The organism is Streptomyces sp. ADI95-16, from assembly GCF_003721495.1.
GTDB classification, from domain to species: Bacteria; Actinomycetota; Actinomycetes; order Streptomycetales; family Streptomycetaceae; genus Streptomyces; species Streptomyces goshikiensis.
On record NZ_CP033581.1, the window covers coordinates 6864185 to 6888250 of the forward strand.

Consider the following 24066-nt stretch of genomic DNA (forward strand, 5'->3'; position numbering starts at 1 on the left):
CCCGCTCCCGCCCCGTCCCCCCACCGCGTATTCGCCCCGGACCCTGTGAGGGAGATGTGCCGATTTCACCCCGCGTCACCGCCCGCCACGTGCTGCCATGTGTCGCCGTGATGTTCGCGTCACTGCTGTGCGGTGGATGCGCCGGGCAGCACAGCACCGCGGCACCCCGGACCGAGGCGGCGGGCACCCCCACCCCCACCTCCACCGCCCGCCCCGCCTCGCTCCAGGACATCGCCGCCGCCCTCGGCTGTACGGCCGAGATCATGGTCGACGCGGAGGAACTGCGCGAGGGGGCGTGCGGGGCGGGGGAGAGCGCGTACCGGATGCTCACCTTCGCCGCCGACAAGGGGCAGCGCGCCTGGCTGGACGAGTCGCAGAACTACGGCGGCAGCTACCTCGTGGGAGACCGCTGGGTCGTCGTCGCCGCCTCGCCCGACGCCCTGGCACCGCTGCGGAAGCGGATCGGCGGAACCGTTGAATCCGGCACCTCCCACGGCGGCGCCTCCCACGGCGACGCCTCCGGATCCGGGACCCCCGCCTCCGACGCTCCCGACTCGGACGCTCCCGACGCCGGCACCCCCCATGAGATGCATCATGACGCCGGCGCCTCGGACGCTCCGTCGGAGGGCCCCTCGTAGCGGTCGCGTGACCCCTCACCCCTCACCGCCACCACCCGCGCCCGGCGCGGGTGGTGGCGGTGCGCGTGTCCCCCGAGCGACCGTTGGGGTGACAGTGCCCCTGCGGCCAGGCCGCCAGGGGCCCGCGCGCGGCGCGGGTGGCGTACGGTCCCGGACGTGACCGAAGCCACCGACGCGAGCGAGACCGGCACCTGTGGCCCCCCGCGCGTCCTCGGCGACGAGACCGGCGCCCCCGCCACCCAGCGCGCCGAGGGCTGAGCCGGAGCCGCGTACGGCGGCCGAGGCTGCGGCTGCCGGTCGTGTGGAGTCGAGGGACGATGGGAGACACCCCGGGGTGCGTGCTGATGGTCTTGAACAGAGCGGGCCGACCCACCGCTCACGCCGTCGGGGGCGGGAAGGAGGGCCCGGCATGAGCACGGCGGATGCCTTCCGGGCCGGACCGGACCCCGAGCCCGCCGGTCCGTCCACCGGGCCGGGCCTCCTCGACCTCCTCGGCGTCGCGGCCGTGGTGCTCGACGACGAGGGCCGGATCGCGCTGTGGAGCCCCCAGGCCCAGGAGCTGTTCGGCTACACCCCCCAGGAGGTGCTCGGCCGGTACGCGGCGCGGCTGCTGGTCGACGAGCAGCACCAAGATCTGGTCGTCGCCCTCTTCGACGAGGTGATGAACGGCTCCGGAGCCTGGGACGGGGCGTTCCCCGTACGGCACCGGGACGGCGGCGTCCTGTACACCGAGTTCCGCAACATGCGGCTGGAGGACCGGGAGGGCCGGCGCTACGCCCTCGGGATCGCCTCCGACCAGGCCACCGTACGGCGCGTCGAGCGCGACCTGGCGCTGTCGACGCGCCTGGTCGCCCAGTCGCCGATCGGCCTCGCCGTCATGGACACCGACCTGCGCTACGTCCTCGTCAACCCGGCCCTCGAACGCCTCAACGGCCTGCCGGTCGCCCAGCACCTCGGCAAACGCGTCCACGAGGCCCTCCCGCAGCTGGACGCCATGCCCATCGAGTCGGCCATGCGCGAGGTCCTGCACAGCGGCACACCGCAGCTGAACCGGTTCACCACCGGACGCACCCCAGCCGACCCCGGCCACGACCACGCCTGGTCGGTCTCCGTCTACCGGCTCGACGATCCGGCCGGGCGGCCGCTGGGGGTCGCGGCCTCCGTCGTGGACGTCACCGCGCAGCACAAGTCGGCGACCGCCGTCGCCCTCGCGCGGCAGCGGCTCGCGCTGATCGCCGACGCCTCCGTACGCATCGGCACCACCCTCGACCTCGGCGTCACCGCCCGCGAGCTGGGCGAGATCGCCGTACCGGCCCTCGCGGACCTGGCCACGGTGGACGTCCTGGACTCCGTCCTCTCGGCCGACCGCCCGCCGGAGGTGCGCAGGGACGAGGCCGTGCAGTTCCGGGCCCTCGCCATCAAGGCGGCCTACCCGTCGCCCGCCACCCTCGCCGCCGACCCCGTCGGCGAGCTCGCGCGCTACGACGCCACCCGGGTGGTCACCCAGTGCGTGCGCACCGGCCGGATGCTCCTCATCGAGCACGTCTCCGACCAGGACCTCGTCCGCATCGCCCGGGACGCCCAGGCCGCCGCCCTCCTCGCCGAGGCCGGCATCCACTCGTACCTCGCCGTCCCGCTGATCGCCCGCGGTGAGGTCATCGGCGTGCTCGGCCTCCAACGCATCCGCAACCCGTTGCCGTTCGACCATGACGACGCCCTGCTCGCGGGCGAGCTCGCGGCCCGCGCGGCCGTCTGCATCGACAACGCGCGCTGGTACCAGAAGCAGCGGTACGCCGCCCTCACCCTGCAGCGCCACCTGCTGCCCCACCAGCCCACCCCCACCCCGGGGCTGGAGATCGCCTACCGCTACCAGCCCGCCGCGGCCGTCGGCGAGGTCGGCGGCGACTGGTTCGACGTCATCCCGCTGCCCGACGACAAGACCGCCCTCGTCGTCGGAGACGTCATGGGCAGCGGCATCAACGCCGCCGCCACCATGGGCCAGCTCCGCACCGCCGCCCGTACCCTGGCCGAGCTCGACCTCGACCCGGCGGCGGTCCTCACCCGCCTCGACCACACCACCACCGGCCTCGGGCACACCATGGCCACCTGCGTCATCGCCGTCCACGATCCGCACCGGGGCCGCTGCCGCATCGCCAGCGCCGGTCACCTGCCGCCCGTACGCACCCGGCCCGGCAGACCGCCCGAGCTGCTCGACCTGCCCACCGGGGCACCGCTGGGAGTCGGCGGCGTCCCCTTCGAGGCCATCGCCTTCGACCTCGCGATCGGCGACGGCCTGGTCCTGTACACCGACGGCCTCGTCGAAACCCGTGATCAGGACATCGACATCCGGCTGCGCACCCTCACCACCCTGCTCAGCCACCCCAACCCGTCCCTCGAAGAGACCTGCGACCGGCTGCTGAGCGAACTCCGCCAGCCGGACGACCGCGACGACGTCGCCCTGCTGATCGCGCGCACCCGACAGCTGCCGGGTTAATTCCGGTGCCCGGACGCGAGCAGATCCCTAGACTCTGCCGTGTGCGCCGCCACCAGACGCGGCGCGTTCATCCGTCGAGCGAGGGGAGCCGGACCGTGCGTCACCACACCGCCGTTCGCGTTCCCCCGTCGAGGTACGACGTGATCCTGGTGTCTTCCGCTTCCCGGTGACGGCCGCGCGGCCCTCACCGGAAGCCCCGGACGAACACCGGAAGCCCCTTCCTCCCGCGGCCCGCCGCACCGCGACCCCTGCCCGCGCGCACCGCGCCGGGCAGCGGCACCGCACGGCCGCGCCCCCGCCGCCACGTCCGGACATCGCGCTGCCCTTCTCCAGATCATCCAGAAAGGCCCCGGGCCATGCGCACCACCACGCCCACCACGTTCCGCGACGCCGCCACCGACGTCCGCAACCTCGGCATCCTCGCCCACGTGGACGCCGGCAAGACCACCCTCACCGAACGCGTCCTCTACGCCACCGGCGCCATCCACAAACGCGGCGAGGTCCACGAGGGAACGACCGTCACCGACTTCGACACCCAGGAACGCGACCGCGGCATCACCATCTTCGCCGCCGCCGTCAGCTGCGCCTGGGACGACCACCGGATCAACCTGATCGACACCCCGGGACACGTGGACTTCTCCGACGAGGTGGAGCGCTCGCTCCGCGTCCTCGACGGCGCGGTCGCCGTGTTCGACGCCGTCGCGGGCGTCGAACCGCAGAGCGAGTCGGTGTGGCGGCAGGCGGACCGCCACGGCGTGCCGCGCATCGCGTTCGTCAACAAGATGGACCGGGTCGGCGCCGACCTCGACGCGGCCGTCGCCTCCCTGCGGGAGCGGCTCCACGTCGTCCCCCTGGTCGTCCAGCTGCCCATCGGGCGGGAGGACGGCTTCACCGGCGTCGTGGACCTCGTCCGGATGCGCGCGCTGGTCTGGGGCGCAGGCCAGGACACCTGCCGGGTGTCCGCCGTACCCGACGAGCTGCGCGAGGAGGCGCGGCTGCGGCGCAGGCTGCTCGACGAGCAGGTGGCGGAGCTCCACCCCGCCGCCCTGGACGAGTACTGCGCCACCTCCGAGCTCTCCGAGGACACGCTGGCCGGCGCGCTGCGCGAGCTGACCCGCGGCGGCGAGGGCGTGGTCGTGCTGTGCGGAACGGCGTACCGCAACCGGGGCGTCGAACCGCTCCTCGACGCCATCGTGGCCTACCTGCCCGCGCCCGCCGACATGCCGCCGGTACGGGGCACCCTCGGCGCGGCCGAGCAGGAACGCGGCCCCGACCCGGCGGCGCCGTTCGCCGCGCTCGCCTTCAAGGTGAACGCGACGGCCACGGGGAGGCTGACCTGCCTGCGCGTGTACTCGGGAACGATGCGCAAGGGGGACACCGTGCTGGACGCGGGCACCGGCCGGACCGAGCGGATCGGCCGGATCCTACGGGTCCAGGCCGACCGGCACGCCGAGGTCGAGCGGGCGGTGGCCGGCGACATCGTCGCGGTCGTCGGCCTCAAGACCACGCGCGCCGGGTCCACGCTGTGCGCACCGGAGGCGCCCCTGGTACTCGAACCGCCCACGGTGGCAGCGCCGGTGGTCTCGGTGGCGGTCGAGGCGCGCACCGCCGGCGACACCGGCAGGCTGGCCTCGGCGCTGGCCCGGCTGGTCGAGGAGGACCCGTCGCTGGTGCTGAGGACGGACCCCGAGACCGGCCAGACCGTGCTGTCCGGCATGGGCGAACTGCACCTGGAGGTCGCGGTGGAGAAGATCCGCCGCAGCCACGGCCTCGGGATCGAGGTCGGCCGCCCGCGCGTCGCCTACCGGGAGACGGTGGCGAGCGGGGTGTCGGGCCTGGTGTACCGGCACGTCAAACAGGACGGCGGCGCGGGCCAGTTCGCCCATGTGGTCATCGACGTCGAGCCCCTCGACGGAGAGGGGTTCGAGTTCCGCTCGACCGTCGTCGGCGGCCGGGTTCCGCAGGAGTTCGTCCGCGCGGTGGAGGCGGGCTGCCGGGACGCGCTCGTCGAGGGTCCCCTCGGCGGGCACCCGGTGACCGGGCTGCGGGTCACCCTGACCGACGGGGCGACCCACTCCAAGGACTCCTCGGAGATGGCGTTCCGCGCGGCGGGCCGCTTCGGGCTGCGCGAAGCCCTGCGGGCCGGGGTGATGGAGCTGCTGGAACCGGTCGTCGAGGTCGTGGTGACCGTCCCCGACGACGCCGTCGGCGGGGTGCTCGGTGACCTGGCGGCACGTCGCGGCCGGGTCTCCGGCTCGGCCGCGCGCACCGGGACCACCGTGATCACGGCGGCCGTCCCGCTGGCCGAACTGTTCGGCTACGCGTCCCGGCTCCGCAGCCGCACCCAGGGGCGCGGCACGTTCACCGCCCGCCCCACGGGCTACGCCCCGGTCCCGGCAGCGCTCACCCGGGAAACCCTGTCGGCCTGATCCCGAACCCCGCCCCCGACCGCACCCAGCGGCCGGGGGCGGGGCCGCCCGCGCCGTCACCGGGTGCCGGGACGGTCAGCCGGCGGCCTGCCAGACCGTGGTGACGTTGCAGAACTCGCGGATGCCGTGCCCCGAGAGCTCCCGGCCGTACCCCGAGCGCTTGACACCGCCGAACGGCAGCGCGGGGTGCGAGGCGGTCATGCCGTTGAAGAAGATCCCGCCGGCCTCCAGGTCGCGGACGAACCGCTCCGTCTCCGCGTCATCGCGCGTCCACACGTTCGAACTGAGCCCGAAGGGCGTGTGGTTGGCCCGCTCCACCGCCTCGTCCAGGCTCGCCACCCGGTAGAGCGTCGCGACCGGCCCGAAGGTCTCCTCCTGGTCGATGCGCATGTCCGCCGAGATGCCGGCGAGGACGGTCGGTTCGTAGAACCAGCCCCGCTCCTGCCCCGGCGGGCGGCGTCCACCGCACAGCACGCTCGCCCCGCCGCGCACCGCGTCCTCGACCAGCTCCTCCAGATCGGCCCGGCCCTGCTCGGTGGCGAGCGGCCCGACCTCGGTGGACTCCTGCAAGGGGTCACCGACGCGCAGCGCCGCCATGGCGGCGGCGAACCGCTCCGCGAACGCGTCGTACACGTCGGTGTGCACGATGAAGCGCTTGGCCGCGATGCAGGACTGCCCGTTGTTCTGGACCCGCGCCGTGACGGCGGTCCTCACGGCCTTGTCGAGGTCGGCGGAGGGCATCACGACGAAGGGATCGCTGCCGCCCAGCTCCAGGACCGTCTTCTTGACCTCGTCACCCGCGACCGAGGCCACGGCGCGCCCCGCCGGTTCGCTGCCCGTCAGCGTCGCCGCCGCGACCCGGGGGTCGCGCAGCACCGACTCCACCGCGCCCGATCCGATCAGCAGGGTCTGGAAACAACCGCGCGGATAGCCCGCCCGCTCGAAGAGCTCGCCCAGGTAGACGGCGGTCTGCGGGACGTTGGAGGCGTGTTTGAGCAGGCCGACGTTGCCCGCCATCAGGGCCGGCGCGGCGAAGCGCATCACCTGCCAGAGCGGGAAGTTCCACGGCATCACGGCGAGGACCACCCCGAGCGGCCGGTAGAGCGTCCGGACGGCCGAGGCGCCGCTGTCGCGGACATCGGCGTCGGCGGGGCGCTCGTCGCCGAGCAGGGCCTCCGCGTGATCGGCGTACCAGCGCATCGCCTTCACGCACTTGGCGGCCTCGGCCCGGGCCGCCGCCAGCGGCTTGCCCATCTCGACGGTCATCGTCCGCGCGATGTCCTCGTTGTCCGCCTCCAGCAGGTCCGCGGCCCGCCCCAGCAGCGCGGTCCGCTCGGCGAAGCCCGTCGTGCGGTACGAGCCGAAGGCCCGCGCGGCCTCGGCGAGACACCGTTCGATGTCGTCGGCGCCCAGGGCGTCGAAGGTGCGTACCGTCTCACCCGTCGCCGGGTTCACCGTGGCGATGGCCATCGTCGCGTCCTCCTCTTGGTGGCTCGGCAGCCTCCTCGACCCTGCCCCCTGGGGCGGCGCCGCGCAACGCGACGGCGCCGAGTGCGGCGGGTCCGTACGGCGGCCGGGCGCGCGATCGGGGGGCCGCGCGCCTGCACCGTCGCCCGGCCCCCCGCTTCGCCGCGCCGGCGGCACCCTCAGCACCGCCGGCGCACCGGGGCCCCTCAGCCCCGGCCGTACATGTGGAACCCGCGCCCCGTCTTGCGGCCGAGGAGTCCGGCCTGGACCATCCGCTGGAGCAGCGGGGGCGGGGCGTAGAGCGGCTCCTTGAACTCCTCGTACAAGGACTCGGCGATCGCCGCCACGGTGTCCAGGCCGATCAGGTCGGCGAGCTTCAGCGGCCCCATCGGGTGGGCGCAGCCCAGCACCATCCCGGCGTCGATGTCGGCGGCCGTCGCGTACCCGGACTCGGCCATCCGGACCGCCGCCAGCAGATAGGGGACCAGCAGGGCGTTGACCACGAAACCGGACCGGTCCTGGGAGCGGATCGCGGTCTTGCCGAGGGCGTCGACGACGAAGGCCTCCGCCCGCCCGGCGGTGTCCGCCGTGGTGTGGAGCGAGGAGACGATCTCCACCAGCGGCAGCACCGGCACCGGGTTGAAGAAGTGCAGGCCCACGACGCGGTCGGCGCGGCGGGTGGCCATGCCCAGCCGCATGACCGGGATGGCGGAGGTGTTGGAGGCCAGGATCGCCTCCGGATCCTCCACGATCTTGTCGAGGGCCGTGAAGACCTCGGTCTTCACGTCGGCGTTCTCGACGACGGCCTCGATGACGAGCTGCCGGTCCGCGAGATCGTCGAGGTCACCGGTGAACAACAGCCGGGCCAGGGCGTCCTCGGCGGAGAGCCGGTCGAGCTTTCCGCGCTGCACGGCCCGCTCCAGCGAGACCGCGACCCGTTCCCGGGCGGCGCGGGCGGCGGTGGCGTCGGCCTCGCAGACGAGCGTGTCCAGGCCGGCCCGGGCGCAGACCTCGGCGATGCCGGCGCCCATCTGGCCGCCGCCGACGATGCCGACGCGGTGGACGCGGTGGACGCGGTGGGCAGCGGAACTGAGCGAGCTCGGGTCAGGGCTCATGCGCGGGCCTCCGTACGGCGGACGAGGTGGCGGGTGTAGGCCGCCGGGGTGAAGAAGGCGGGCAGCTCGCGGCCGAGCGCGGTGTCCTCCAGTACGGCGCGGGCCTCGGCGACCAGCGCGTCGGGCCGTTCCCGGGCCAGGGCCGCGCACTCGGTGTCGAGCAGCCCGAGCACCTCCTCGCGGGTGACGGTGCGGTGCCGCAGCCACTGCCACAGCTGGACGCGGGCGATCTCGGCGGTGGCCGCGTCCTCCATCAGCCCGTCCAGGGCCACGGCGCCGCTGCCGCGCAGCCAGGCGTCGAAGTAGCGCAGCGCCACGGCGACGTTGGCCCGGACCCCCTCCGGGGTGGGCGGCCCGCTGATCCGGCGTACGGACAGCAGGTCGCCGGCGTGCACCTCCACGTCCTCGCGGGTGCGCTCGATCTGGTGGGGCCGCTCGCCCAGCACCCCGTCGAAGACGGTGCGGCAGACGGGGACCAGCCCGGGGTGCGCCACCCAGGAGCCGTCGAAGCCGTCCTCGGCCTCGCGCTCCTTGTCGAGCCGGACCTTGGCGAGCGCGGCCTCGTTCCCCGCCGCGTCCCTGCTCGGGACGTGGGCGGACATGCCGCCGATGGCGTGGGCGCCCCGGCGGTGGCAGGTGCGCACCAGGAGTTCGGTGTACGCCCGCATGAACGGGGCGGTCATGGTGACCTTGGCCCGGTCGGGGAGCAGGAAGTCGGTGCGGTGGGCGAAGTTCTTGATCAGGCTGAACAGGTAGTCCCAGCGCCCCGCGTTCAGTCCCGAGGAGTGTTCGCGCAGTTCGTAGAGGATCTCCTCCATCTCGAACGCGGCGGTGACCGTCTCGATGAGAACGGTGGCGCGGACCGTGCCCCGCGGGATGCCGAGGAGCTCCTGGGCGAGCAGGAACACGTCGTTCCACAGCCGGGCCTCGTACCGGTTCTCCAGCTTGGGGAGGTAGAAGTACGGGCCGTGGCCCGCGTCGATCTGCCGCTGCGCGCAATGGAAGAAGTAGAGGCCGAAGTCGACCAGGGAGGCCGGGACGGGCCGGCCGTCGATCTCCAGGTGCTCCTCGGTGAGGTGCCAGCCGCGGGGGCGGACCACGATCGTGGCGGGGGAGTCCCCGAGGCGGTACTCCTTGCCGTCGGGGGTGGTGAAGTCGATGCGCCGTTCGATGGCGTCGAGCAGGTTCAGCTGGCCCCCGATGAGGTTGTCCCAGGTGGGGGACGTGGCGTCCTCGAAGTCGGCCATCCACACCTGGGCGCCGGAGTTGAGGGCGTTGACCGTCATCCGGCGGTCGGGCGGGCCGGTGATCTCGACGCGGCGGTCGATGAGGCCGGGCGCCGGCGGGGCGACGCGCCAGTCGGGGTCGGCGCGGACGGCCGAGGTGGCGCGGGAGAAGTCCAGGGGCGTGCCGGAGGCGAGGTTGCCCGACCGGCGCAGGCGCTCCCGCAGGAGCTCCGGACGCCGGGGCGCGAAGGCCTCGTGGAGGCGGGCGATGAAGTCCAGCGCCGCGGGGGTGAGGATCTCCTCGTGACGCTCCCCCCGCGTTCCGAGGACCTGGACGCGGTGGGCGGTTGCGTGGGCGGGCATGCGGATCTCCTCAAGACGGGGAGGGGAGCGGGGGAGCGGGGCGCGGGGCCTAGTGGAACTGCTCTTCCTCGGTGGAGCCGGCGAGCGCGGTGGTCGAGGAGGCGGGGTTGACGGCGGTGGAGACCAGGTCGAAGTAGCCGGTGCCGACCTCGCGCTGGTGCCTGACGGCGGTGAAGCCGTGCTCCTGCGCGGCGAACTCACGCTCCTGGAGGTCCACGTACGCGGTCATGCCGTGCTCGGCGTAGCCGCGCGCCAGGTCGAACATGCCGTGGTTGAGGGAGTGGAACCCGGCGAGGGTGATGAACTGGAAGCGGTAGCCCATGGCGCCCAGCTCGCGCTGGAACTTGGCGATCTGGTCGTCGTCCAGGGCCGCCTTCCAGTTGAAGGACGGGGAGCAGTTGTAGGCCAGTATCTGGTCCGGGTACTGGGCGTGGACGGCCTCGGCGAACTCGCGGGCCTGGGCCAGGTCCGGGGTGCCGGTCTCCACCCAGATCAGGTCGGCGTACGGGGCGTAGGCGAGGCCGCGGGCGATGACGGGCGCCATGCCGTTCCGGACCCGGTAGAAGCCTTCCGCCGTGCGCTCGCCGGTGACGAACCGGGCGTCGCGCTCGTCGACGTCGCTGGTGATGAGGTTCGCCGCGAGGGCGTCCGTACGGGCGATGATCACGGTCGGGGTGTCGGCGATGTCCGCCGCGAGCCGGGCCGCGTTCAGGGTGCGGATGTGCTGCGAGGTCGGGACGAGGACCTTGCCGCCGAGGTGGCCGCACTTCTTCTCGGAGGCGAGCTGGTCCTCGTAGTGGATGCCGGCCGCGCCCGCCGCGATCATGGCCTTGGTGAGCTCGAAGGCGTTGAGCGGGCCGCCGAACCCGGCCTCCGCGTCGGCGACGATCGGGGCCAGCCAGTCCGTGGTGTCCGCGGCGCCCTCGGCGGTGGCGATCTGGTCGGCGCGCAGCAGCGCGTTGTTGATGCGGCGGACCACCTGGGGCACCGAGTTGACCGGGTAGAGGCTCTGGTCCGGGTAGGTGTGCCCGGCCTGGTTGGCGTCGGCGGCCACCTGCCAGCCGGAGAGGTAGATCGCCTGGAGCCCGGCCCGGACCTGCTGGACGGCCTGGCCGCCGGTCAGCGCGCCGAGCGCGTGGACGTAGTCCCGCTCGTGGAGCTGGCGCCACAGCCGTTCCGCGCCGCGCCGGGCGAGGGTGTGCTCCTCGCGGACGCTGCCGGAGAGGCGGACCACGTCCTCGGCGGTGTACGTCCGCTCGATCCCGGCCCAGCGGGAATCCGTGGCCCAGCGCCCGGCGAGTTCCGCTGCCGCCGCCGTCGTGTCCGTCGTGTCCGTCGCGTTCGTCGTGCTCGTGGAAGCCATGACCGTCACCGTCTCCTGAAGTCGCTTGAGTCGCTTGAGTCGCTTGAACCGCTTGAGTCGCTTGACGCTGAGCTGCGTCGGTCCGTCATAGGTGCGAAGAAATGGCACGGTGTGCCGAATTCAAGATCGCGGCCCGCCGTCCATCCGGGGAACGAGCGGAGCAATGTTGCTGCCACCGGGCGTCCGGCGGGCCGCAGGACGACTCTCCCAATGACACCCAGTGCCATCAACCGTGGACGAATGCCAAGTTCTGCGAATCTTTCCGGGGTCGTTTGCCAAGTGTGCGAAGGTCCGGTGAGGGGCTTTCTCGCCTAGGCTGGCGACCGACACGAGGGGGACGCGGTGAGCAAGACCTACGCGGGAGCGCGGCTGCGCAGGCTGCGCGAGGAGCGCCGCCTGAGCCAGGCCGACCTGGCCCGGATGCTGGCGATCTCGCCCAGCTACCTCAACCAGATGGAGCACGACTCCCGCCCGCTGACCGTGCCCGTGCTGCTGCGGCTGACCGAGGCCTTCGGCGTGGACCCGGGCTTCTTCTCGGAGCGGGACACCAGTCGGCTCGTGGCCGACCTGCGCGAGGCGCTGGCCGGGGAGGTCGCGGCGGCCCGGGTGTCCGCCTCCGACCTCGCGGAACTCGCCTCCCGGATGCCGGCGGTCGCGCAGGTGCTGCTGGACCTCGGGCGGCGCGGCCAGCTGCTCGCCGAGGGGCTGGCGGGCGCCGCCGACGGCCGCGACGCCGGAGCGGGGCCGGCGACGGGGGCCGGCCCGGGCGCCCCGCGCTCACCGCACGAGGAGATCCGGGAGTTCTTCTACCGCCGCCAGAACTACCTGCACGACACCGACCTCGCCGCCGAGGAGCTGGCCCGCGCCATCGGGATCCGCCGCGGCGACGTCGTGCGCGCCCTCGCGGCGCGGCTCGCCGAACGCCACGGGGTCCGGCTGGCCGCCGACTCCGAACGGCTCCACCACTACGACGACTCCGCCCGCGTGCTCCACCTCTCGGCCCGGCTGCGGCCCGGCCAGCAGGCGTTCCGGATGGCGACCCAGCTCGCCCTGCTGGAGTACGCCGACGAGCTGGACCGGCTCGCCTGCGAGGACTTCCCGGCCGGCTCCACCGCCCACGCCCTGGCCCGGATCGGCATCGCCAACTACTTCGCCGCCGCGCTGATCCTCCCGTACCGCGCCTTCCACACGGCCGCCGAGGAGTTCCGCTACGACATCGAGCGGCTCACCGACCACTTCGGCATCGGCTACGAGACGGTCTGTCACCGCCTGAGCACCCTTCAACGCCCCAGGCTGCGCGGGGTCCCGTTCTCCTTCGTCCGCGTCGACCGCGCCGGGAACATGTCCAAGCGGCAGTCCGCGACCGGATTCCACTTCTCCCGCGCGGGCGGCACCTGCCCGCTGTGGAACGTCTACGAGGCCTTCGCCGCGCCCGGCCGGATCCACGTCCAGGTCGCCGCCATGCCGGACGGGCAGCGCTACCTGTGGACGGCCCGCGCCCTGACCCGGCACCGGGGCGGCTGGGGCGAGCCCGGCAAGACGTTCGCGATCGGGCTGGGCTGCGAGATCCGGCACGCCTCGCGGCTCGTCTACTCCGACGGCCTCGACCTCGGCAACACCGCGGCGGCCACCCCCATCGGCATGGGCTGCCGCATCTGCGAACGCCTCGACTGTCCGCAGCGCGCCGTCCCGCCGCTCGGGCGGCCGCTCGCCGTCGACGAGAACACCAGCACCTTCGTCCCGTACCAGGTGGCCGACCGGGCGCGCTGAGGCCGGGGGCGGGGCCGCAGGGGCCCGGAGGCGGCGGTCAGCCCAGGCGGAAGGCCTCCGCCGGGGTCACCGGGGCGCCCGCCGCGACCCCGTGCAGGACCTGCGCCAGCACCTCCGCGCCGCGCACCACCCGGGGCCCCGGCCGGTTGAAGTACGCGGGCCCGTCCAGCACCCACACCGCGCCGGCCCGTACCGCGGGCAGCTCCTCCCAGCCGGGCAGCGAGGTCAGCAGCTCCCGCTCGCGCAGGGTGCGCTCCGGTGCGAACCCGCAGGGCATCAGGAGGAGTACGTCGGGGCGGGCGGCCCGGACCGCCTCCCAGTCCATCGGCCGGGTGTGCTCGCCCGGGGCGGCGAGCAGCGCCTCACCGCCCGCGTGCGCGATCTGCTCGGGCACCCAGTGACCGGCCGGCCAGAGCGGGTCGAGCCACTCGATCGCCACCACCTTGGGCCGCGGCCGCCGGCCCGCCGTCCGCTCGCGCACGGCCTCCAGGCGCTCGGCGAGGACCGCCCGGCGCTCCCGCGCGTGCTCCCGTACGCCGAGCAGCTCGCCCACCGTGACCAGGCAGTCCAGTACGTCGTCCAGGGTGCGCGGCTCCAGGCTCAGCACCCGGGGCCCGCCGTCCAGGACGCGCACCGCCCGGCTCGCCCCCGCGTAGGAGACGGCGCAGACGTCGCACAGGTCCTGGGTGAGGACCACCTCGGGCCGCAGCGCGCCCAGCGCCTCGGTGTCGAGGGCGTAGAGCGAGGACCCGCTGTGCGCGGCGCCCCCGACCGCGGCGGAGATCTCCCGGCTGCTCAGATCGTCCGGGGAGAACCCGGCGGAGGTCACCACCGGCACCCCCGCCACCGCCCGCGGCGGCCAGTCGCACTCGTGCGTCCGGCCCACCAGATCGGCGGCCAGACCGAGCTCGGCGACGATGTCGGTGGCCGCGGGGAGCAGCGAGACGATGCGCATTCCTCGACTGTAGGCCTTGGTCCGGGGACCCTTCACACCCGTCCGCGCCGCGAGTGGGGGTGGACTTACTAGGACGTCCAACTATATGTTCGTGACAAGCCCGCGGTGCAGGGAAGCCGGTGTGAATCCGGCGCGGTCCCGCCACTGTGACCGGGAAGTGCGCTCTTCAGCAGTACAGGCCACTGACGGAATCCATCCGTCGGGAAGGCCGGAGAGCGTGCGTTGATCCGGGAGTCAGGATACCGGCCGTGGGGTGTTCCGTGTTGTCCACGAGGATGGAGCAGACACGCATGGCACCGGTACGTGACCACGGCCCAGGTGATCCGGCGGAGTATCCGAAGTACGCGGCCCTGCCCGCGCGTTCGTGACTCGACGAAGGCCTCCGCGCCTTCACTGTCCCGCGGTCCGCCCCGCGGCGCGCACCCCGATCGGTGCGCCGCCGCCGTCTGCCGCGCCTTCCTCGGATCTCACCTGACGAGAGCAGGCTTCGATGGTCCGCGAGCTCACCCATTTCATCGGCGGAAAGCACACCACCGGAACGTCCGGTCTCTTCGCCGACGTGTACGACCCCAACACCGGCGCGGTCCAGGCCAGGGTCCCCCTGGCCGGGCGCGCCGACACGGAGGCCGCGATCGCGGGCGCCGAGGAGGCGCAGGCCGATTGGGGCCAGTGGAACCCGCAGCGGCGCGCCCGCGTCATGCTGCGCTTCCTCCAGCTCGTCGAGGGCGAACGCGACGCGCTGGCCCGGCTGCTGTCCGCCGAGCACGGCAAGACCGTCGCCGACGCGCACGGCGACCTGCAACGCGGCCTGGAGGTGGTCGAGTTCGCCGCCGGGATCCCGCACCTCCTCAAGGGCGAGTTCACCGACAACGCCGGCACCGGCATCGACGTCCATTCCCTGCGCGCGCCGCTGGGCGTGGTCGCCGGGATCACCCCGTTCAACTTCCCCGCGATGATCCCGCTGTGGCAGGCCGCCCCGGCCCTGGCCTGCGGAAACGCCTTCATCCTCAAGCCCTCCGAGCGCGATCCCTCCGTACCGCTGCGGCTTGCCGAGCTGTTCCTGGAAGCCGGTCTGCCGCCCGGCGTGCTCAACGTGGTCAACGGCGGCAAGGAGGCCGTGGACACCCTGCTGGAGGACCCCCGCGTCCAGGCCCTCGGCTTCGTCGGATCCACCCCGATCGCCGCGCACATCTACGCCACCGCCGCCGCGCACGGCAAGCGCGCCCAGTGCTTCGGCGGCGCCAAGAACCACATGATCGTGATGCCCGACGCCGACCTCGACCAGGCCGTGGAGGCGCTCATCGGCGCCGGCTACGGCTCGGCCGGCGAGCGCTGCATGGCCATCGCCGTCGCCGTCCCGGTCGGCGAGGAGACGGCCGACAGGCTGGTCGGCAAGCTGAAGGAACGGATCGCCGCCCTGCGCATCGGCACCTCCGACGACCCGGAGGCCGACTTCGGCCCCCTGGTCAGCCAGGACGCCCTCGACCGCGTCCGGCGCTACGTGGACATCGGCGTCAACGAGGGCGCCGAACTCATCGTGGACGGACGCGGGTTCACCCTGCCCGGCCACGAGAACGGCTACTTCGCCGGAGCCACCCTCTTCGACCGGGTCGCCCCCTCCATGCGGATCTACCGCGAGGAGATCTTCGGCCCGGTGCTCTCGGTGGTCCGGGCCGCCGACTACGAGGAAGCCCTGCGCCTGCCCACCGAGCACCCGTACGGCAACGGCGTCGCGATCTTCACCCGCGACGGCGACACGGCACGCGACTTCACCCGCCGGGTCGGCGCCGGCATGGTCGGAGTCAACGTCCCCATCCCGGTCCCCGTCGCCTACCACACCTTCGGTGGCTGGAAGCGGTCCGGCTTCGGCGACCTCAACCAGCACGGGCCGGACTCCATCCGCTTCTACACCCGCACCAAGACCGTCACCTCGCGCTGGCCCTCCGGGGCCAAGGAGAGCGCGAGCTTCACCATCCCGACGATGGGATGAGCGCCGTGACCACCCTCACCGAGGACCAGCTCGCCCTCGCCGAGGTCACCCTCGACTTCGCCCAGGACCACCTCGCACCGCACGCCGTCGCCTGGGACAGGGACAAACACTTCCCCGTCGACGTGATCAGGCGGGCCGCCGCCCTCGGCCTCGGCGGGGTCTACGTCCGCGAGGAGCAGGGCGGCAGCGGACTCACCCGGGCCGACGGCGTCCTCGTCTTCGAGACCCTCGCCACCGGCTGCCCCTCCATCGCCGGATACCTGTCCATCCACAACATGGTCGCCTGGATGATCGACCGGTACGGGGACGCGGCCCAGCGCCGCCGCTGGCTGCCCGGCCTCTGCACGGCCGACACGCTGGGCAGCTACTGCCTCACCGAGCCGGGAGCCGGCTCCGACGCGGGCGCCCTGCGCACGCGCGCCGAACGGGACGGCGACCACTACGTCCTGACCGGCGTCAAGCAGTTCATCTCCGGCGCCGGAGCCGCGGGCGTGTACATCGTCATGGCCCGGACCGGAGAGGCGGGGCCCCGGGGGATCTCGGCCTTCGTCGTCGAGCGGGACGACCCCGGGGTCTCCTTCGGCGCCAACGAGCAGAAGATGGGCTGGAACGCCCAGCCCACCCGGCAGGTCGTCCTCGACGGGGTGCGCCTGCCCGCCGACCGGCGGCTCGGCGCGGAGGGCGAGGGCTTCCGCATCGCCATGAACGGCCTCAACGGCGGCCGCCTCGGCATCGCCGCCTGCTCGCTGGGCGGTGCGCAGAGCGCGCTGGACCGCAGCCTGTCCCACCTCGCCGACCGGGCGGCGTTCGGCGCCCGGCTCCTCGACGCCCAGGCGCTCCAGTTCCGGCTCGCGGACATGGCCACCGAGCTGGCCGCCGCCCGCGCGCTGCTCCGTACGGCCGCCGAGGCCCTCGACGCGGGCGATCCGAAGGCCGCGGAGCTGTGCGCGATGGCCAAGCGGTTCGCCACCGACACGGGCTTCACCGTGGCCAACGAGGCGCTGCAACTCCACGGCGGCTACGGCTACCTCAGCGAGTACGGCATCGAGAAGATCGTCCGCGATCTCCGTGTGCACCAGATCCTGGAAGGGACCAACGAGATCATGCGCGTCATCGTCGCCCGCGGGCTCACGGAGGCCCTGCGATGAGCGGAGAGGAAGAGGTCCTCGTCCGCGTCGAGGGCCGGGCCGGCCGACTGGTGCTCAACCGCCCGAAGGCCCTCAACGCCCTCAGCCACGCCATGGTGCTGCGGATCGAGGAGGCCCTGACGGCGTGGCGCGAGGACCCCGCCGTGGAGACGGTGGTGATCTCCGGAGCGGGGGAGCGCGGGCTCTGCGCCGGCGGTGACATCCGGGCGATCTACGAGGACGCCAGAACGGGCGGCAGCGCCTCGGCGGACTTCTGGCGCGACGAGTACCGGCTCAACGCGCTGATCGCCCGCTACCCGAAGCCGTACGTGGCGCTCATGGACGGCATCGTCATGGGCGGCGGGGTCGGCGTCTCGGCCCACGGCGCCGTGCGGATCGTCACCGAACGCTCCCGCGTCGCGATGCCGGAGACCGGCATCGGCTTCGTCCCCGACGTGGGCGGGACGTACCTCCTCGCGCTCGCGCCCGGCGAGCTCGGCACCCACCTGGCCCTGACGGGCGCCCCCGTCGGCGCCGCCGACGCGCTGCTCTGCGGCCTCGCCGACCACTTCGTACCGTCCGAACGACTCGCAGCGCTGGTCGCGGACCTGGCCCGGGCGCCCGTACACGACGCCCTCGCCCCGTACGTCGGCCCGGCCCCGGACGGCGAACTCGCCTCCCACCGCGAGTGGATCGACCACTGCTACGCGGCCGACACGGTGGAGGAGGTCATGGCCCGGCTCCTCGCCAGTGGCGTCCCGGCGGCGAAGGAGGCCGCGGCCACCCTGGCCGCCAAGTCGCCCACGGCCCTGAAGGTCACGCTGGCCGCGCTGCGCAGTGCCCGCCGGCTCGGACCGCTGGAGCGCGTACTGGAGCAGGAGTACCGCGTCTCCTGCGCGGCCCTGTCCTCGCCCGACCTGGTCGAGGGCATCCGCGCCCAGGTCATCGACAAGGACCGCGCCCCCCGCTGGTCACCCGCCCGGCTCGCCGAGGTGACGGAGGCCGACACGGCCCGCTACTTCGCCCCGCTCGGCGACCACCACGAGCTGGCCCTCGCCTCGACCGATTCCTTCCAGGAGGTGCCCTGGTGACCACCGTCATCGCATTCGTCGGCCTCGGCCACATGGGCGGCCCGATGGCCGCCAACCTCGTCGCGGCCGGTCACCGGGTGCTCGGCTTCGACCTCGTCCCCGACGCCCTGGCCACCGCATCCGCGGCGGGGGTGGAGATCACGGACTCCGCGCGGGCCGCGGCGGCCGAGGCGGACGTGGTGATCACCATGCTGCCCGCGGGCCGGCACGTCCTCGCCCTCTACCGGGACGAGGGGCTGCTCGCGGCCGCGAAGCCCGGCACCCTGTTCGTCGACTGCTCCACCATCGACGTCGCCGACGCCCGCGCCGCACATGAACTGGCCGTCGCCGCCGGGCAGCGGGCGCTCGACGCACCGGTTTCGGGCGGCGTGATGGGCGCCGAGGCGGCCACGCTCACCTTCATGGCCGGCGGTGGCGAGGCCGAATTCGCCCGGGCCGAGCCGCTCCTGGCCGCCATGGGCAAGAAGGCGGTGCACTGCGGGGGAGCGGGCGCCGGACAGGCCGCGAAGATCTGCAACAACATGATCCTCGGCATCTCGATGATCGCCGTCAGCGAGGCCTTCGTCCTCGGCGAAAGCCTCGGCCTGTCCCACCAGGCGCTCTACGATGTCGCCTCCACCGCCTCCGGCCAGTGCTGGGCGCTCACCACCAACTGCCCCGTCCCCGGCCCGGTCCCGGCCAGCCCCGCGAACCGCGACTACCGGCCCGGATTCGCCGCCCCGCTGATGGCCAAGGACCTCGGACTCGCCGCCAACGCCCTGCGCGCCGGCGGCATCGACGCCGGACTCGGCCTGCGCGCGGCCGAGATGTACGCCGCGTTCGCCGAAGCGAGCGGCGCCGCACAAGACTTCTCCGGCATCGTCCACGTCCTGCGCGACGCGGCGGCCGAAGCACCGAAGGGAACCACCCCGTGACCGAGACCACCGACCACGAGACGATCCTCGTCGAGCGCAAGGGCCGCACCGCCCTGCTCACCCTGAACCGGCCCAACGCGCTCAACGCGCTCAACCTCCAGGTGATGAACGAGGTCGTGGCCGCCACCGAGGCCCTCGACCGCGACCCGGACATCGGCTGCATCGTCCTCACCGGCTCCGCGAAGGCCTTCGCGGCCGGCGCCGACATCAAGGAGATGCGCCCGCAGAGCTACATGGACATGTACCTCAGCGACTGGTTCACCGCCTGGGACCGCCTCGGGAACCTGCGCACGCCCACCGTGGCGGCCGTCTCCGGCTACGCCCTCGGCGGCGGCTGCGAACTGGCCATGCTCTGCGACATCCTGCTCGCCTCCGACACCGCCGTCTTCGGCCAGCCGGAGATCAAGCTCGGCGTGATCCCGGGCATCGGCGGCTCCCAGCGCCTGACCCGGGCCGTCGGCAAGGCCAAGGCCATGGAACTGTGCCTGACCGGCCGCACCATGGACGCCGTCGAGGCCGAACGCGCCGGGCTGGTCTCCCGCATCGTCCCGGCCGACGAGCTGCTCGCCGAGGCCCTCGCCGTCGCCGAGACCGTCGCGGGGATGTCCGCGCCGGTCGCGATGATGGCCAAGGAGGCGGTGAACCGCGCCTTCGAGACCACCCTCGCCGAGGGCGTCCGCTTCGAACGCCGCCTGTTCCACGCGGTGTTCGCCACCGCCGACCAGAAGGAGGGCATGTCCGCCTTCGCGGACAAACGCCCCCCGCACTTCACCCACCACTGACCCCCCGCCCCACCGGCTGTGCGCTCTCGGGCTAGTGCGGGCGCGCCGGCGGGAAAAAGGGGGGTCCGGGACGGTCATAGCTTCGGGGGGTGCCGCCGCGGGGGAACGCGGCGGCGCCCTTCGACCGTTCCGAGAGGACGCACCATGTTCGACATCAACCAGGTTCACGCCGGCCCGAGCGGGGACCTGCTCACGCCCGACAACTCCGTGATGGTCTTCGTCGACCACCAGCCGCAGATGTTCTTCGGCGTCGGCAGCGGCGACCGTACCGCCGTCGTCAACGCCACCGTCGGGCTCGCCAAGGCGGCGCGGGCGTTCGACGTGCCCGCCGTGCTCACCACCGTCGCCGCCGAGTCCTTCTCCGGGCCGATCCTGCCGCAGCTCGCCGAGGTGTTCCCCGGTCACGAGGTCATCGACCGCACCTCCATGAACGCCTGGGAGGACGAGGCGCTCGTCGCGGCCGTCAAGGCGACCGGCCGCCGGAAGATCATCCTGGCCGGCCTGTGGACCGAGGTCTGCCTCGTCCTGCCCGCGCTGTCCGCGCTGGAGCAGGGCTACGAGGTCTACGTCGTCTCCGACGCGTCCGGCGGCGTCAGCCCCGCCGCCCACGAGCACGCCGTCCAGCGCATGCTCGCCGCCGGCGCCGTCCCCGTGACCTGGATCCAGGTGCTGCTGGAGCTCCAGCGCGACTGGGCCCGCGAGGAGACGTACGGGGCCGTCATGGAGGTCGTCAAGGAGCACGCCGGCGCCTACGGCCTGGGCGTCGTCTACGCGCAGGCCGTCATCGGCGCACACGCGGCGGGCTGAGCCGCGTTGGACACCGGCCTGCTGATCCTGCGGCTCGCGGCCGGCCTGCTCATCGCGGGCCACGGAGTGCAGAAGGTCAGCTCCCACCTCGGCGGGAAGGGGCTCACGGGCGGCACCGAGGAGTTCCGCGCCGACGGGTTCCGCGGCGGAGCCCTCACCGCTCTCGCCGCCGGGACGGGCCAGATCGGATCGGGCCTGCTGCTGGCCCTCGGGTTCCTGACCCCGCTCGCCGCCACCGGCGCCATCGGGGTCATGACCGTGGCCCTCACCGTCAAACGGCGCAACGGCCTGTGGGTGCAGAACGACGGCTACGAGTACCCCCTGTTCCTCATCGTCACGGCCACGGCCCTCGCCGCGACGGGCCCCGGCGCGTGGTCGCTCGACGCCGCGACCGGGCTGACCCCGTACGCGCCCTGGTGGTCCGCGTTCGCGGTGGCCGCCGGCGCCGGCAGCGGGCTGCTGACCCGGCTCGTCCTGCACCGCGCCGCCCCCGCGCCCGGGCACTGAGCGCCCCGGCACACCGACCGGTCCGGCCGTCCGCGTACACCCCCTTGCCCGGACGGCCGGGCCTTCCACCACCTCCCGACCAGGAGCACCATGCGACCCGCACCCACCACCGCGCCCGGGCAACCCGGGGGCGGCCAGCCGCTGCTGCACCAGAAGGGCGCCGAGACCCAGCCCTTCGGAACCTTGAAGCAGCTCCCGATCGGCCTCGGCCACGACACCCGCATGTACGCCGGACAGCGGCTGAACCGGGTGCTCGCCGACACGCAGATCCTGTACTCCCTCTACAAGAAGCACCACTGGCTGATGCGCGGCGCCACCTTCTACGCGCTGCACCTGATGCTGGACGAGCACGCCGAGCGGCAGCTCGCCATCGTCGACGCGCTCGCCGAGCGGATCCAGAGCCTCGGCGCGGTCGCCGTCGGCGACCCCCGCCACGTCGCCGAGCTCACCTCGATCCCGCGCCCGCCGGACGGCGTCGAACCCGTCCCCGTCATGCTGTCCCGGCTCCTCGACGCCCACGAGCGGATCCTCGTCGACGCCCGGGACGCCGCCTCCCGGATCGCGGCCGAGGGCGACGAGGGCAGCAACGACCTGCTGATCTCCGAGGTCGTCCGCACCGGCGAGGCCCAGGTGTGGTTCCTGGCCGAACACCTCGTCGACACGCCGCTGGTCCGCGCCTGATGGACGACACGTACGACGTCGTCGTGATCGGCGCCGGCCCCGGCGGCGAGGTCCTCGCCGACCGGATCGTCCGGGCCGGTCTGACCGCCGCCGTCGTCGAGGCCGAAGCCGTCGGCGGCGAATGCTCCTACTGGGCGTGCGTGCCCAGCAAGGCCCTGCTGCGGCCGGGCGCCGCCCTGGAGTCGGCGCGCTCGGTCGCCGGCGCCCGGGAGGCGGTCACCGGAGCACTCGACCCCGCCGCCGTCCTGGCCCGGCGCGACCGGTTCACCGCCCGGGGCGACGACAGGGGCCAGGCCGACTGGCTGCGCGGCGCGGGCATCACCCTCGTACGGGGCCACGGACGGCTCGCGGGCGAGCGCCGGGTCGCGGTCACCACGGCCGCGGGAGGGCTCCGTACGCTCTCGGCCCGGCGCGCGGTCGTCCTCAGCCCCGGCACGGAGGCCGCCCGGCCGTCCGCCCCGGGGCTGGACGGGATCGGCGCGTGGACCAACCGGGAGGCCACCGCGGCCGAGGCGGTGCCCGCCCGGCTCGTCGTCATCGGCGGCGGAGTGGTGGCGTGCGAGATGGCCACCGCCTGGGCCTCGCTCGGCTCGGCGGTCACCCTGCTCGTCCGCGACCAGGCCCTGCTGAACGGCTGGGAGCCCTGCGCCGCCGAGGAGGTCGCCCGGGGCCTGACCGGCCTGGGGGTCACGATCCGGTTCGGGGTCTCGGCGACCCGGGCCACCCGCGACGCCCGGACCCGGGCCGTGACCGTGGAGACGGACGACGGCGCCGCCCTCGTCTGCGACGAGGTGCTCCTCGCCGTCGGCCGGCGGCCGCGCACCGCGGACCTGGGACTCGACAGCGTCGGCCTGCCCGCCGGCTCCTGGCTCCCGGTCGACGACACCTGCCGCGTCACCTCCCTGGACGGGGACTGGCTGTACGCGGTCGGCGACGTGAACGGCCGCGCGCCGCTGACCCACATGGCCAAGTACCAGGCCCGGGCCTGCGCCGCCGCCATCGCCGAACGCGCGGCGGGCCGCCGCGCCGACACCGGGCGGTGGCAGCCCTGGAGCGCCCACGCCGACGGGGTCGCCGCCGCGCAGGCCGTCTTCACCCGCCCCGAGATCGCCCGCGTCGGGCTCACCGAACGCGCCGCGCGGGACGCCGGGATGGCGGTGCGCGTCGTCGAGTACCGCATCGACGACGTCGCCGGAGCCGCGCTGTACGCCGACGGCTACCGGGGCCACGCCAAGCTCGTGATCGACGAGACCCGCGGGGTGGTCGTGGGCTGCACCTTCACCGGACCGGCCGCCACCGAGCTGATCCACACCGCCACCGTCGCCGTCGTGGGGGAGGTGCCGATCGAACGCCTGTGGCACGCCGTCCCGGCGTTCCCCACGGTCAGCGAAGTGTGGCTGCGGCTGTTCGAGGCCTACGGCCTCTGAGGCGCCGTCATCCCCCCGCACCCCGCACCCCGCGTACCACCACGACAACGAAGGAGCACCACCATGCCGTTCATCAAGGTCGCCGAAGGCAACAGCGCGCCCGTCGAGCTGTACTACGAGGACCACGGCACCGGAGCGCCCGTCGTACTGATCCACGGCTGGCCGCTGAGCGGGGCCTCCTGGGAGAAGCAGACCGCCGCGCTGCTCGACGCCGGCCACCGCGTCATCACGTACGACCGGCGCGGCTTCGGCCGCTCCGACCAGCCCGCCGACGGCTACGACTACGACACCTTCGCCTCCGACCTGAACGAGGTCCTCACCGCGCTCGACCTGCGGGACGCCGTGCTGGCCGGCTTCTCCATGGGCACCGGCGAGGTGACCCGCTACCTCGGCACGTACGGCTCCGAGCGCATCGCCAAGGCCGTCATGATCGGGGTCGTCCCGCCGTTCCTCCTCGCCACCGACGACAACCCCGGCGGCGTCGACGCCGGAGTGTTCCGGGGCATCGAAGAGGGCATCAAGGCCGACCGGTTCGCCTTCATGACCGCCTTCTTCGCCGACTTCTACAACGCGGACGTACTGGGCGGCGAGCGCATCAGCGAGCAGGCCCTCCAGGCCGGCTGGAACGTGGCCGTCGGCGCCTCCGCCAAGGGCACCCTCGACTGCGTCCAGGCCTGGCTGACGGACTTCCGCGAGGACCTGCCCCGCATCGACGTCCCCACCCTGATCATCCACGGCGACGCCGACCGCACCCTGCCCATCGACGCCACGGCGATCCCGCTGGCGAAGGCCATCGCGGGCGCCCGGCTGGAGGTCATCGAAGGCGGCCCGCACGGCCTGACCTGGACCCACGCCGCCGAGGTCAACGCCGCGCTCCTCGCGTTCCTGCGCTGATGCCCCGCGAAGGGCCACGGCGGCGC

At 73.7% G+C, this 24066-nt stretch carries 19 protein-coding genes and 1 riboswitch; of the genes, 14 read left to right on the forward strand and 5 right to left on the reverse strand.

Features of this window, described 5'->3' with window-relative positions; genetic code table 11:
• The first annotated feature begins 56 nt into the window (after window positions 1-56).
• From EES41_RS30580 to fusA, 3 genes are all read left to right on the forward strand, one after another.
• Window positions 57-638, forward strand: coding sequence for a hypothetical protein (locus tag EES41_RS30580; protein WP_164495976.1), 582 nt, complete (start codon window positions 57-59; stop codon window positions 636-638).
• 409 nt (window positions 639-1047) lie between these two features.
• Window positions 1048-3132, forward strand: a complete 2085-nt coding sequence (locus tag EES41_RS30585) for a SpoIIE family protein phosphatase (RefSeq protein ID WP_123081208.1) — start codon at window positions 1048-1050, stop codon at window positions 3130-3132.
• Between the two features lie 356 nt (window positions 3133-3488).
• Window positions 3489-5561, forward strand: coding sequence for an elongation factor G (gene fusA / locus EES41_RS30590; RefSeq protein ID WP_123081209.1), 2073 nt, complete (start codon window positions 3489-3491; stop codon window positions 5559-5561).
• Between the two features lie 75 nt (window positions 5562-5636).
• Here fusA and EES41_RS30595 read toward each other — a convergent pair whose 3' ends face one another.
• The 4 genes from EES41_RS30595 to aceA all read right to left on the reverse strand — a co-directional run bounded on the left by EES41_RS30595 (window position 5637) and on the right by aceA (window position 11095).
• Window positions 5637-7031 carry an NADP-dependent succinic semialdehyde dehydrogenase gene (locus EES41_RS30595; RefSeq protein ID WP_123081210.1) on the reverse strand — a complete coding sequence of 465 codons (1395 nt, stop codon included), beginning with the start codon at window positions 7029-7031 and terminating at the stop codon, window positions 5637-5639.
• A 203-nt stretch (window positions 7032-7234) separates the two neighbouring features.
• The gene (locus EES41_RS30600) at window positions 7235-8143 is read right to left on the reverse strand and encodes a 3-hydroxybutyryl-CoA dehydrogenase (protein WP_123081211.1); all 909 of its coding nucleotides are present in this window, start codon (window positions 8141-8143) and stop codon (window positions 7235-7237) included.
• Window positions 8140-9732 (reverse strand): malate synthase A, encoded by a 1593-nt coding sequence (aceB, locus tag EES41_RS30605; RefSeq protein WP_123081212.1) that lies wholly within the window; start codon window positions 9730-9732, stop codon window positions 8140-8142. Before aceB ends, EES41_RS30600 begins: the two co-directional genes overlap by 4 nt.
• Before the next feature lie 49 nt (window positions 9733-9781).
• Window positions 9782-11095 (reverse strand): isocitrate lyase, encoded by a 1314-nt coding sequence (gene aceA / locus EES41_RS30610; RefSeq protein ID WP_123082792.1) that lies wholly within the window; start codon window positions 11093-11095, stop codon window positions 9782-9784.
• A gap of 342 nt (window positions 11096-11437) precedes the next feature.
• Here aceA and EES41_RS30615 point away from each other — a divergent pair, with 342 nt between their 5' ends.
• Window positions 11438-12865, forward strand: a complete 1428-nt coding sequence (locus EES41_RS30615) for a short-chain fatty acyl-CoA regulator family protein (RefSeq protein ID WP_123081213.1) — start codon at window positions 11438-11440, stop codon at window positions 12863-12865.
• Between the two features lie 37 nt (window positions 12866-12902).
• On the opposite strand, the gene EES41_RS30620 is transcribed toward EES41_RS30615, so the two are convergent.
• Window positions 12903-13820, reverse strand: coding sequence for a cobalamin-binding protein (locus EES41_RS30620; RefSeq protein ID WP_123081214.1), 918 nt, complete (start codon window positions 13818-13820; stop codon window positions 12903-12905).
• An 86-nt stretch (window positions 13821-13906) separates the two neighbouring features.
• Window positions 13907-14086: riboswitch (cobalamin riboswitch) on the forward strand.
• 224 nt (window positions 14087-14310) lie between these two features.
• Between EES41_RS30620 and EES41_RS30625 the strand changes: the two genes are divergently transcribed.
• The 10 genes from EES41_RS30625 (at window position 14311) to EES41_RS30670 (ending at window position 24040) form a co-directional block, all read left to right on the forward strand.
• Complete coding sequence (locus tag EES41_RS30625) at window positions 14311-15810, forward strand: CoA-acylating methylmalonate-semialdehyde dehydrogenase (RefSeq protein WP_123081215.1); 1500 nt, start codon at window positions 14311-14313, stop codon at window positions 15808-15810.
• Entirely contained in the window at window positions 15807-16958 is a 1152-nt protein-coding gene (locus EES41_RS30630; RefSeq protein ID WP_100580195.1) for an acyl-CoA dehydrogenase family protein, read from the forward strand. The genes EES41_RS30625 and EES41_RS30630 overlap by 4 nt, the downstream gene beginning before the upstream one ends.
• Window positions 16955-18028 (forward strand): enoyl-CoA hydratase/isomerase family protein, encoded by a 1074-nt coding sequence (locus EES41_RS30635; RefSeq protein WP_123081216.1) that lies wholly within the window; start codon window positions 16955-16957, stop codon window positions 18026-18028. The genes EES41_RS30630 and EES41_RS30635 overlap by 4 nt, the downstream gene beginning before the upstream one ends.
• Window positions 18025-18942, forward strand: coding sequence for a 3-hydroxyisobutyrate dehydrogenase (gene mmsB / locus EES41_RS30640; RefSeq protein ID WP_123081217.1), 918 nt, complete (start codon window positions 18025-18027; stop codon window positions 18940-18942). The genes EES41_RS30635 and mmsB overlap by 4 nt, the downstream gene beginning before the upstream one ends.
• A complete protein-coding gene (locus EES41_RS30645; RefSeq protein ID WP_123081218.1) occupies window positions 18939-19724 on the forward strand; it encodes an enoyl-CoA hydratase in 786 nt (261 codons plus the stop codon). Before mmsB ends, EES41_RS30645 begins: the two co-directional genes overlap by 4 nt.
• Before the next feature lie 144 nt (window positions 19725-19868).
• Entirely contained in the window at window positions 19869-20531 is a 663-nt protein-coding gene (locus EES41_RS30650; RefSeq protein ID WP_123081219.1) for a hydrolase, read from the forward strand.
• 6 nt (window positions 20532-20537) lie between these two features.
• Entirely contained in the window at window positions 20538-21038 is a 501-nt protein-coding gene (locus tag EES41_RS30655; RefSeq protein WP_123081220.1) for a DoxX family protein, read from the forward strand.
• 90 nt (window positions 21039-21128) lie between these two features.
• Window positions 21129-21719, forward strand: coding sequence for a Dps family protein (locus EES41_RS30660; RefSeq protein WP_123081221.1), 591 nt, complete (start codon window positions 21129-21131; stop codon window positions 21717-21719).
• Entirely contained in the window at window positions 21719-23146 is a 1428-nt protein-coding gene (locus EES41_RS30665; protein WP_123081222.1) for an NAD(P)/FAD-dependent oxidoreductase, read from the forward strand. Before EES41_RS30660 ends, EES41_RS30665 begins: the two co-directional genes overlap by 1 nt.
• A 63-nt stretch (window positions 23147-23209) precedes the next feature.
• Window positions 23210-24040: an alpha/beta fold hydrolase gene (locus EES41_RS30670; protein ID WP_123081223.1), complete on the forward strand. Its 831-nt coding sequence runs from the start codon at window positions 23210-23212 to the stop codon at window positions 24038-24040.
• The last annotated feature ends 26 nt before the right edge of the window (window positions 24041-24066 follow it).